This window comes from Okeanomitos corallinicola TIOX110 (assembly GCF_038050375.1).
Lineage (GTDB): Bacteria > Cyanobacteriota > Cyanobacteriia > Cyanobacteriales > Nostocaceae > Okeanomitos > Okeanomitos corallinicola.
In genome coordinates, this window is sequence record NZ_CP150886.1 from 354,900 (window position 1) to 366,931 (window position 12,032).

The 12,032-nt window shown below is 36.3% G+C and carries 9 protein-coding genes; all 9 read left to right on the forward strand.

Annotation, left to right across the window (positions count from 1 at the left end; genetic code table 11):
• Positions 1-134 precede the first annotated feature (134 nt).
• The 9 genes from WJM97_RS01565 to WJM97_RS01605 all read left to right on the forward strand — a co-directional run bounded on the left by WJM97_RS01565 (position 135) and on the right by WJM97_RS01605 (position 12,024).
• The gene (locus tag WJM97_RS01565) at positions 135-806 is read left to right on the forward strand and encodes a hypothetical protein (protein ID WP_353931318.1); all 672 of its coding nucleotides are present in this window, start codon (positions 135-137) and stop codon (positions 804-806) included.
• Between the two features lie 653 nt (positions 807-1,459).
• Complete coding sequence (locus WJM97_RS01570; protein ID WP_353931319.1) at positions 1,460-2,977, forward strand: pilus assembly PilX N-terminal domain-containing protein; 1,518 nt, start codon at positions 1,460-1,462, stop codon at positions 2,975-2,977.
• A 20-nt stretch (positions 2,978-2,997) separates the two neighbouring features.
• Complete coding sequence (locus WJM97_RS01575) at positions 2,998-3,783, forward strand: prepilin-type N-terminal cleavage/methylation domain-containing protein (protein ID WP_353931320.1); 786 nt, start codon at positions 2,998-3,000, stop codon at positions 3,781-3,783.
• A complete protein-coding gene (locus WJM97_RS01580) occupies positions 3,755-4,243 on the forward strand; it encodes a type II secretion system protein (RefSeq protein ID WP_353931321.1) in 489 nt (162 codons plus the stop codon). Before WJM97_RS01575 ends, WJM97_RS01580 begins: the two co-directional genes overlap by 29 nt.
• Positions 4,244-4,296: 53 nt before the next feature.
• A complete protein-coding gene (locus WJM97_RS01585) occupies positions 4,297-5,025 on the forward strand; it encodes a type II secretion system protein (RefSeq protein WP_353931322.1) in 729 nt (242 codons plus the stop codon).
• A 294-nt stretch (positions 5,026-5,319) separates the two neighbouring features.
• Positions 5,320-9,657, forward strand: coding sequence for a hormogonium polysaccharide biosynthesis protein HpsA (gene hpsA / locus WJM97_RS01590; RefSeq protein ID WP_353931323.1), 4,338 nt, complete (start codon positions 5,320-5,322; stop codon positions 9,655-9,657).
• 94 nt (positions 9,658-9,751) lie between these two features.
• Complete coding sequence (gene hpsB / locus WJM97_RS01595; protein ID WP_353931324.1) at positions 9,752-10,423, forward strand: hormogonium polysaccharide secretion pseudopilin HpsB; 672 nt, start codon at positions 9,752-9,754, stop codon at positions 10,421-10,423.
• 63 nt (positions 10,424-10,486) lie between these two features.
• The gene (gene hpsC, locus WJM97_RS01600; protein ID WP_353931325.1) at positions 10,487-11,467 is read left to right on the forward strand and encodes a hormogonium polysaccharide secretion pseudopilin HpsC; all 981 of its coding nucleotides are present in this window, start codon (positions 10,487-10,489) and stop codon (positions 11,465-11,467) included.
• 38 nt (positions 11,468-11,505) lie between these two features.
• Complete coding sequence (locus WJM97_RS01605) at positions 11,506-12,024, forward strand: prepilin-type N-terminal cleavage/methylation domain-containing protein (protein ID WP_353931326.1); 519 nt, start codon at positions 11,506-11,508, stop codon at positions 12,022-12,024.
• Positions 12,025-12,032: the final 8 nt, after the last annotated feature.

The window sequence follows — 12,032 nt, forward strand, 5'->3', positions numbered from 1 at the left end:
TACTGATGTGCAAGTAAACTAATAGTGACTATATTGATACTGTTACTACTTCTTACAAGAAAGTACATTCGGTACAGCAAAATTGCATTTATTAATCCAAAAAAACCTTATTCTATACACAGGAAATACCTCAGATGAGTAACTTAAAGAATTTTTGTCAGTCATTATCCAAGAAAGCTTTACAGTCTATTGGTGTGGGTGTAGCTACAACAGCTATGGCTTTGGGTGCAGGTGTTTCTGCTGAGTCTGCAAGTGCGGTGACAATTGGTGGTGTTGAATTAAGCGATGATGGATTTGCTACTTCAGTAAGAACTGTTGGGAGTTTCGCAACATCTGGCGGAACTGTAACCAGCGTATTAATTGATCAAGGTGAAAATGCTATTAACACTTACGCTTATGCAACATCCTCTAACGCTCTAGTTCGCATGGGTTTTAATAACCCAATATTGAATGGTTCAGGATTTGACCTAGCATTATTTGATTTGGATAGTTCAGAAGCGATATTCAAGGTAATTATCAATGGTATAACTAATAGTTATCAAAGTGTTTTCACAAACGAATATACTAACGATGTTAATCGTTTCCCAATCAATGTAGCTAAAGTCAATTTAGATGATTTTGGTATTGCTTCTGGACAGTCTATAAATTCGTTGGTTATTGACTTCAATACCGCAGCATCCCCTTCACTGGCTTTGGTAGGAACTATTTCTAGATCCGTTCCCGAACCTTCTGCTATGTTTGGCTTATTAGCAACTGTTGGTTTCTTGGCTTGTCAGCGCAAATTGAAATTGGTAAAAAAGGCTTAATTTAATCGCTTAATGTCCCGAAATACAATAGAAAATGGATAGTAAATATCACATTGTCGGGAAATGAGCGGCATCTCCTCATAAAGAACAGTAGAACATACATTTTGAGTTCTACTGTTTTTTTATATGCAAGTGAACATCGGTTTATTCTAGGACTTACGCGCTGTATAAATTCACCATGGTATAATTTTACCAAAATAGGTCATTTACGTCTATTATTCACAATAATTTTGATTGTCAATAAGATTGATATGGCTAGAAGTTTCGCATTTCTCAACTTCATACACAAGATATATTTTTTTACAAACCCATATTTAAAACGGATTGTCAGTGAGTAACTCCTAATATGAATACAGTAAAATCATTGAAGCCCTATCTTTACTTAAACTTCAAATATACAGTATAGTTACTGAAATAAATGACAATAAAATAGGGTACACTAAGAATAAAGCAACACTTACAATCTCATTTTCTGATTGTATTTTTATTTAGATTGAGATCACAAAAACGCTGTAAACACTTGGATAATATAATCTTAACAAAGCATTATATATCCTTTTAAGTTTTATTAATTCGGTATAAAAGCACATATCTATTATGTCGCTAATTAGGTATTAATCTTATATCTTCGTAGTCAATGAAGTAACCATACCATGCAAAAAACTATCAATACCAGATTAAAAATGGCTTTGCTTCTCCACCGTGGAGAATCGGGATTTGCTATAGTAATCGCTGTTACTCTAGGGATAATTATGATTTTGGTGGGGTTAACTATGACTATCAGGTCTCAAGGAGATACAATTGTCGCCTCAAACCAAAAGCAAACACAACAGGCATTAGCCGCAGCTGAAAGCGGTATTGCTTTTTACAAAACATTTTTCAATAAAAGTGGTGCGAATAGGCGACTATCTCAATATCCAGATTGTATAAACCGTACTAACAGTGATCCTGGAGCAGGGTGTAATGATAGTGCGACTACCACTCTTGTTAGGGAAATGAGTTGGTCAAACTTACAAAATATCCAAGGGATGACATCAGCTTGTAATGTTACAGATTTAGACGATATTAGGGATATATATGCTAGTACGGATTGGAAAGATGTAGACGACCCACTTAACCCAGATCCAAACTTTCAACCAGGAAAAAAACAATTTAGACTTGTTTCTTACATATATAGACGTGGTGAACTAACATCGCAACCAGGCATAGGTAGATTAACTGTTGAAGGTCGAATAACTCCAGAAGGGCAAAACAATACTACTACATCTATTGCTAGGTTAGAGGCAAGTATTCCCATCCGTCCCGGTGATATTAATGGTATTCCATTCCCAGCAGTATGGGTTGGTGGTTCTAGTGATACTGATGGTACAGGTCGTAATCGAATAGACGGCGATATACTTATAAATAATTGTGATGCTGACCTCAGCACAATGGAAACCAGTGGCATTATCGGCAATCATAAGGTGATCAAGACAGATTTGATCATGCCATCCATACCACCGCAGCCAGACGAAAGAATTATTGGTAGTCCTCCTGAAAATCCTCCTACCGATCCGTTCGATGATAACGCTCATGTGCCAGGTACTATTCCCTTGGGAGCAGTTAGTGGTAATATCACTCTTCCTAATAATACTGAGGATTTTAGTAATCCTAGTAGACCTAAACCTAAAGATGAGCATTTCAGGATGGATTTTGCTGGTGAAGATGCCTATTATTACACGATCAGTAGCATTGCCAATAACACAACCATAAAAATTAAACCCAATACAAAAGTAGTTTTCTATTTCTCAGGAAGTATTTCTCGAAATGTGGATATCATCTGTGAAACCGATGGTGCTTGTGAACCTATGAGTTTAACAATCTTTGGAACTTCTACTGAGAGTAATCCACAGATTTGTATCAATGGTGGCAGAAGAATTGAGGCTTTTATTTTAGCTCCCAACTATGACGTAGGAGTTAACGGAGGAGGAAACGCAATTAATTATAAAGGGGCAGTTTGGGCTAAACGTTGGGGGGAAGCAACTGGATGTAGTTCTAGTGCTGGTGGTAGCCACGTTCATGTACAACAAGAGGGAACATGGGACGCTGTTGCAGGGGCAATAACAATGGATTCTCAACTGCCACCAATCGTTAATCCTACAGGTGCATGGACAAGAAAAGAGGTGAATTAAATTAAATAGGTATTAATTTTATGAACAAGCAAAAACCCCATCCAGATTCTGGCTTTAGCTTACTCGAAGTTTTGGTTTCCATCATAGTAGTTACTTTCTTTACAGCAGCGGCTATGCAAATGATGGTAATTTCTGCTACTTTTAAAGCCAAAGCTAAAGTGTACACAACAGCAAGTAACTTAATTCAGGAAGACCTGGAACGGATCAGAAATAAGGCCAGTGAATATGAATTTCCTCAAGCAATTGTGACAACAGCTGATGTTAATGGTCTGCTCATTGCAAATCCAAATACAAGAACCATAAAGTTAAGCTCAGTTGAGAATTTAACAACTAGTGATGAAGTTCAATTTACAGGAACACCAGATGTTTACAAAGATTTTTCCATAAACTCTATAGATAACGAAATTACACTAGCATTACCGGGCTTAGAGACTTCTGTATCTAATGATACTGTACTTGTCAATAATACATTATGTAATGCTGCAAGCGAAAGCACAGGATTGGCTGCGAAATTGCGGACAAAAACAGTAACTGATCTGATTTCCCAAACAGGATTTTCTTATGAGAATGTAGCTTATAAAGCTGTTTCTGGTTACGCTCCTTATACCATACCGAAAACAGAGAAGAAAATATGGGTAATGCGAGAAGATACTACCGTTAACGCTTCCCCTTATGATGTCTTAAAGATTAACTATTTAGTTGTTCCAGACAATAATGGTAATCCAGATAATAATCCTGACCGATTCATAGCTGAAGTTTCTAGTGAGGTAATACCCAATGCGTCATATCAATGCCTTAAACAATAATCAGGGATTTACAATTACAGAAGTTCTAACTGTAGTAGTAATTGTTGGTATTTTGATGGCTTTTTCTGCCCCTAGTTTCTTGGCTTGGAATCACAGAAAACAAGTAGACTCTGCAATCACTAATATTGAAGGTGCAATCAAAGAAGCTCAGAGACAAGCCATCGCTAAGTCAAAGACTTGTAATATAGCTTTTGATACAACTATACCTAGAGTTACTAGCAACGGAAATACCTGTTTGATAACAGGCGATCGCACATTAGAAAATGTGTCATTAGCAACCTCTATCTCTGATTTTAACTTTAATTTGTCGGGGGAATCATCATCCCAGGTTACGGTTGTTGTAACTCATAATGTTAACAACAATCTCAAAAAATGTTTAGTTGTATCTAGTCCACTGGGATTAATTGGCAAGGGTGATTACACTGGTACTGGTACTACTTTTGCTAACTGTAATCCCTAGAAATATATTTTAGAAAGATTAGAAAGAATTGATTAATGATCTAGGTGGAAACAATGAAATCTCAAATCAAGAAAATCAAATCTGATTTTGTGGTCGAGAAAGGATTTACATTAATAGAACTCCTGGTAGCAACAGTCATCATGTCACTTGTTGTTACTTTAGCTGGAACAGCATTTGTATCTATACTCCAACAAAACAAAAAAGCAGAATTTGAAACTCAGAGGCGTACTAACTTAAATCGTGCCTTAGATTATATTGCTAACGAAATTAGGATGGCAAATACAATAAGTGCTGGAAGTGATTCAGAAGTGATGAGCTTAACAATCCCTACACTCACAATAAATTATCCAGTAGGTGTTACCAACCCTACACCGAATGATGCACTATCTTATGAGTTCGATAACTCTAATACTGTTACCTACTCTATAGGCGATAGCACTGGTGTATGGGCTGATAATTCTAATCCACCATCAAAATCCATTACACGTAATGGTAATTTTATTGTTGATGCAATTAAAGCTCCAGTACGTGAAGGCAACCCTCTCACTTGTCCAAATGGCACTGTCTATGAAACCACTTCTGGTACTTGTATACCCAATTGTGCAGATGGCAGTACACTAAGTCCAGCAGATCCAGTCACTGGACGTAATGGTTTTTATGCCTGTATATATGACAGTGGAAATAAAGCTGACCTATATTTATATGGTAAATTATCAGATGACACAAGTGAGACAATGGAAGTCAAAAGTACAGTATTTACTAGAGCGGAGTCAGTCAATTAAAACAGCAACACCCCGACGCGAAATCAACTAAATTCATTTATTATTACCCCATAGATAATGAGTCTGTAACAACGCTCTAGCAAAATTCCCGTATAAATACGCTACATAAAACATAGCCAGATATATCAAAATAAACAACTATAAACCCATGTAAAGACAATTATTAAAAGTCAATACATGGGTAATTAATATAAACTACCAAACACCGAAAAAAACAGGGTTGCATCTATGCCCAAAAAATATCGGCTTGTTAAAGCCATGATTAGGATTTTCCACAGGATAATCCTCAAAACTGTGAGTGCATTTACAAAAACAATTACTAAAGTTATAAAATCTATTTTTCGCCGCCAAAAAAAGCGAACATCAGCCAATGCAGGTTTCGTGTTACCAACAGTAGCAATGGTATCAATAGCCGTTGTTTTACTCACTTTAATCATTATATTTCGCTCCTTTGAAAGAGCAAAACACGCCAGTAATGTGAGAGTAAATCAAACCGTAATTAATGCTGCTGCACCTGCAATTGATCGCGGAAGAGCAAAAATAAATAAACTATTTCAAGATAAACGTATTTCCACATCCTTACCATCAGATCAAGAATTAGATGAAATATTTAATGAATATATTCCAGAATATACATTTGGTGATGAAACACCACTACAATTAACAGCTAATAATAACACCTTAAATTCAGCTTGGAAATTTCCCGTAGATACAGATAATAACGGTAAATTTGATAGTTATACATTGTACGCAATTTATTATAAAAATCCTCCTAAAAATAGTGATAATAATAGATATTTTCGAGCTAGGAATACCGTAGAAGCTAGAACTACACCCATGAATCCTAGTGATTTAACTAGCAAATGTCATGCACTTTTTGGTACAAATCCTGAATTAATAGATATTAACGGCTGGTTTAAAATGGGTAGCAAAATGAAAAAAGCTATCTTTGTTTACACCACCACAGTACCGATAACTAGCTCAGAAAGTATCACCTCCGGCGGTGCAGATAGTTATGAAATTTATCAAGGAAATCGCAGCTTTGCAGCTTTAGAATATCACCAAGATAGAGTCCAAATTCCTCCTAACAATTACGCAATTATCTATGAAGATGATTTAGAAATTACCCCAGATCAAGACTTTAACATTAACGGTAAGATATTAACAAATGGCAATTTATTAACAGCGGGAAAATCTGCCAATGTGAGAATTTATCAAATTAGTAGTCCTGAATCTTGTTTTTACGAAGCAGAAAATTCTAAAATTTTAGTAGCTGGTAATTTAGGTGCAGGAGGTTTTACAGATAGTGCAGATGCAGGAACAGCAACCACAATAGATTTATTTAAAGATAAAAACACAAATCCTGAAAGTGAAGCGGGTTATAATCCTAATGTGACTGCTAATAAATCAGTTACAAATGCTCCGAGTGATTTAGCTTATAATAATCTAGCCTATGCCAAAAGAATTAATAGATTAGTTGATGCTCAATTTTATAGTTCTAGTGGCTCAGATCCTCAAGAAGTAACAGATGCAATTGATAGTAAAATTGAAGAATTAGGTTCAGGATATACAAGAGATTTAGATGATATTATTCGCCGTCATCAATTAGAAATATACTTTAAAAGACGTACTCGCCGCGTACCATTTGGGGAAGTTGCATTTGGAGAAGAAGCAAGAGACACTAACAGCGGTAATCCCTTACAAGGTAGTGGTGATACACTACGTCCGATAGATAAATGGGCTTATCCTTTTGGTAGTGATGGCATATCTGCATCTGGATATAGTCAAATGTCCTTAAATATCGCAGGTGGTTCACTCAAACCCAGTGCAACTGAACCAGTAGATAAACTACAAAAAGAATTAGCTAGTGTAGAACAATATTTAGGTGATAGAACCATTGTTGGTAATAACTTACCTGAAAAATGGTGGGATGAAGAAACAGAACAATTTTTTAGTACAAACATAGATGATACCCAAGATATAGGCAGTATAAATTGGGATCTGAGTCAAGAACCCACCCAACGTACTCGTCGGACTATTTCACACACCTTAGCTGATATTGCAGCCACAGAAAGAGATGGAGACTGGGAATATGCAGCAGCTAAAATACCAAATTCAGAACAAGAAAATCTTGTTGGTGGTTTACGTGTAGTTACGGGGGCGGGAATTTATTTACCAAGAAATAATACAGCTAATGATAGAAATTTTATAGATGCTTCCACACAAATTTGGTCGGACATGATGCCAGTCCCCCAAGCGCCAGTATCAAGTACAAGTAACCCCTACTCAATGTATGATTCATCACTAAATTTTTATTTACCTAAGATGCTTGAAAGTGACATAACGACTCCTTATTTAAAAATGCGAGCGACGGTAGTTTATCACTATAAAGCAGTCAATAGTCAGAGGCATCCCAGACCATTAGCTTGTATCAGTAGTTTTTATGTTCCCACCAACAGCACCACAGCCAAAAATATAAGTATATTACCTGATGTAGTAGGCATAGAAAAAGATGTGAATGGCTTATCTAACAACGGTATAGTTTATAGCCCACCAGTTGGTAGTGCTGCGGGTTATACGGACTTACTGAATTATCAAGCTAGTTTGCAGTATGCCAATGGACGCTGGGTAAATGAACCGCTCAGAAAAGCCTTAGAAAAAGGAGAGAGAGATCGCACCATTTCCGAACATTCCGCCGTAGATGCTGCCCTGTGTGCCTTGCAAATAATGGATGGTAACATTAGTCCGGTTAGTGGTTCTCCTCCTATTCCCCACGGTGCAATTAAGGAAATAGCCTTTCTAGATAGTCAACAAATCAAAGCCAATCAAACCAGTAGTCCAGATACTGACTTGTCTTATGATTTACCACTACAAGACCGCCAACCCTTAGAAATTCGCGCCACAGTCATAGACTTAAACTTACTGCGTACTACATCCATAGGTTCAGAATACTTACTACCTAAAAGTGGCATAATTTATGCTACCCGTGATGATGCCCTTGCAGATATGAGTGCTGGTACATCAGCAAGTGCAAAATCAGAAAGTGCCGTAGACTTCAAACTTGATCCTAGCCGTCGCCCCAACGCCATTATGATCGCCACCAGTGATGGGTCAGCAACCAAACTATTTCGAGGTGATAGTAACAGTTATATTTCAGGCGCAAAAGGTTTAATTTTCGCCAGTAATTTACCTGTTTATATTAAAGGTGATTTTAATAAACATACCCAATCAGAATTTAATTCTGAAATAGCATCTAATTGGGGGAATTTTTACACTCGCAGTGGTACTAATACTAACTTTGCCTGTCGTCCTGGACAACCTGGCAGGGTAAATTGTAATAGTGGCGATGAGTGGAGAAATGCCGTAGTTTTAAGCGACTCCATCACCTTACTTTCTGATAACTTCAGATTTGGTTTTCGAGACGAAGGTGATTATGATTGGAACAATAACAGTGATGATCCAATATTACTAGAAAATCGTCCCGAAAATTTTAAATATAATGCCTACGCTCCCACTATTACCGAAAATTATAACAGTGAAGGTATCCCCAAATTAGATTTAGATGCTAATACTAGGGGTATTCAAGGCAGTTCTTATTTTCATAATTTTGTCACACCTATAGTTAAACAAATAGAAGCCAGAGAATATTTATTAGAAGTTTGTTCCGTACCAGATATTGAACTTTGTAATAACGATCCTAAACTATGGGTAATTACTAATGTTTCTTACCAAAATTATGACGGACAAGGACAAAATAACTGGCGTGATGGGGGCAGAAATATAGAAGGTCAACCAATGAGTTCAATTAAAACCGGATCATTGGGTTATGCAAACCCACCTAGTAACGGTTGGCAAGATGAGAACTTACCTCGAAGAATAGCCTTTCAAAGAGATATTGACACAGGAGAATTAACAACCCCATTACAAATTTACGGAGTAGATAATAGAAATAAAATTTCCACCTTTCCCGCCGATGGTTCACAATTACCCAGAACAGCAAAAAATAGCGCAGGTGACACATATTTAATACCCTGGTTAAAAGTAGATGAAAATGGAAATTGGCAACCAGTTTTACAAATAAAACAACCCTTTGCCACCCCAGATGATTCTAATAATAATGACAGCATTTCCTCTAGTTCACATAATAACTGGTTACAAATTGCTAAAGAAAATACTTTTAACTTGATTATTGCTACAGGAGATACACCAGGCCGCCCCACAGAAGACAACGGAGGTTTACCCAACCTAGTCCGTTTCTTAGAAAATTGGCATGATATTCCTTTGAAAATAAATGGTGCTTTCATGCAAATGAAAAAAAGTGCTTATAGTACAGGAACTTACAGCACATCTATCAATACTCAATCTAGCGATTTTTTGTACAAAACCACTCTTAATAATGGTATGTCATCTGGTCATTTTCCCCCTCGAAGAACATGGAGTTATGATGTAGGACTTTTATTACAAACTCCTGATTTATTTTCCCAAAAATTAGTCACAACCTCCAACACTTTACCCAGTGAATATTTTCGAGAAATTGGTCGAGACGATAACTGGATAGAAACTTTATTATGTGCAAAGAATAGCAGTGGTGGTTATGCCATAGACACAGATCAAAGGCCAAATTGTAACTAAAAAAAATAGCAAGCAACTTAAAAAAACAACCCCAAAAAATACATTTCTCTGCGTCCTCTGCGCCTCTGCGGTTCGTTTAAAAAAAATTAAACTCATGATTAAACCAGAAAAAACAAACCAAGGATTCACAATTTTAGAAGCATTAGTAGGCATGGTTGTTGCTTCCATCTTACTAGCAGCGATCGCCCCAGTATTAATAATGTCAACCGCCATCCGTGTAGAATCTAAAAGAATAGAAATGGCATCTCAAGTAGCAAGAACATTTATTGATGGTGTCAGGTTAGGTTCTATTGCTGAACCAACCATAGTATCCCAACTGAGTGCTACTCAAAATTCACCTAGAAATGTTGCCACTACTCCAGAAGACTACTTAATTAATACTTCAGAAATGCCCGCACCTGCATCATCAGGCGAACTATATTGTGCTGATAAAAATGGCATCATCAACAATACAAACTGTGAAAATAACCTCTTCTATATTCAAGCAGGACGCATCGTACAAACCACAGAAAAAAATGATGGTTATCGGTTAGCAATTCGAGTTTATCGAGCAGATATTGATTTTGGTCAAACCATCAAAATCAACACAGGTTCAGAAACTAAACAAACTGCATCACCAATCACTGCCAATATAGGAGATAAACAAGCACCATTAATAGAAATAACCACCGACATAGGTAATATGAATACTAACTTTTATGCTTTATGCCAGCGTTTAGGTACTCCTGTAAATACATCAACAACAGAACCAATATCATGTAAATAAACAACTAAATTTATTCTTCTCATCCTCTTCTTCTTATCTTTATTTGTCGTTCATTCATATACTATGAAAAAAAATTCCAAAATAATCAACAACCAAAAAGGGTTTACATTAGTCGAATTAATGGTTGGTTTAGTAATGTCATCCATCATAATTACTACCTTATTAGGATTTATGATTAATGTGATGGAAATAGACAGAAAAGAAAAAGCAAAAGTAACATCAGAACAAGAAATACAAGCAGCATTAGAATATATTTCCCGTGATTTACAACAAGCTTTTTATATCTATGATGCTCAAGGTATAGAAGCCATAAATCATCAACTACCTGCTCCTCCCAATGATATAGATAGAGTTCCTGTACTGGTTTTTTGGCAACGGGAATTAATTGAAGATGTCCTCCCAATTGCCGGCAGAGGTAAAGATGATGCTTTTGCTTATTCTTTAGTTGTTTATTTTTTAATCAAAGATACTAGGAGTTCTGGTTCTAATTGGTCTAAAATAGCCCGCATTGGTAAATGGAAAATCAGAGATGGTGTTTTAGCTAATAGCATGGATGATGATACAACAATTTCATGTTCAGGATTTACGGGTAAATATGTTCAAGGTTCTAGTAGTGACCCTAACGAATATTGTCCCAGTCCTGGTTTTAAACCCTTTGATTTAAATAGTCAAGGTACTGTAGCGGAAAGAATGAATGATTGGCAAAGAGGTAGTGATGCCTATACTGCTAATACATTAGTGCTGGTTGATTATATTGATCAAACTATAAATAACCCACCGCCAGCAGTTTGTCCTCCTAATTCGACAAGTCCTAATATTACTTGGTCTAAGGTAACTCCTGATAGTTTTAACACCACAGAAACAGGAAAAATGACCAGTTTTTATGCTTGTGTTGATAATCTCAATACAACAGTACAAGTATTTATTCGCGGTAATGCCTTGGCTCGTATTCATAATCAAAATATAGATTACAGTGAGCAGCGAGAAACTTATTTTCCCCGGACTAATATTAAAGTCCAAGGAAGAGGTTTTTTATATAAATAATTAGTAAGTGGTGATTAGTGATTAATGGGTTTACAACTATGAAATCTAACTCAAATAGTGGCTTTACTTTACTAGAAAATTTAATTATTATTTTGATAATTGGTATATTAGCTGGAATAGTTGCACCAGTTTGGTTATCTATTTTGCAGAATATGCGTTTAAATACTGCCCAAAGTCAACTGTATCAAGCAATACGCCAAGCACAAAGCCAAGCTAAAACCAAAAAATCAACTTGGCAGGTGAGTTTTAGAGAACAAAATGATACACTGCAATGGGCAGTTCATCCAGAAGCAATTGAATCAACCAATGTAGCCTGGAATAATATAGATTCTAACGTTCGCCTAGATACAGAAACAACATTACGTCAGTCTGATAGCATTAGATATGTTCAGTTTGATTATTTAGGTAGTATTAGAAAACCACCTTTAGGCAGAATTACCATATCGAGTAAATCTGGGGGAAAATCAAAACGTTGTGTATTTATATCCACAATTTTAGGAGCATTACGAACTGCCAAAGAAAATCCTACTCCTGAAAATGATAAATATTGTTATTAAAGTTTTAA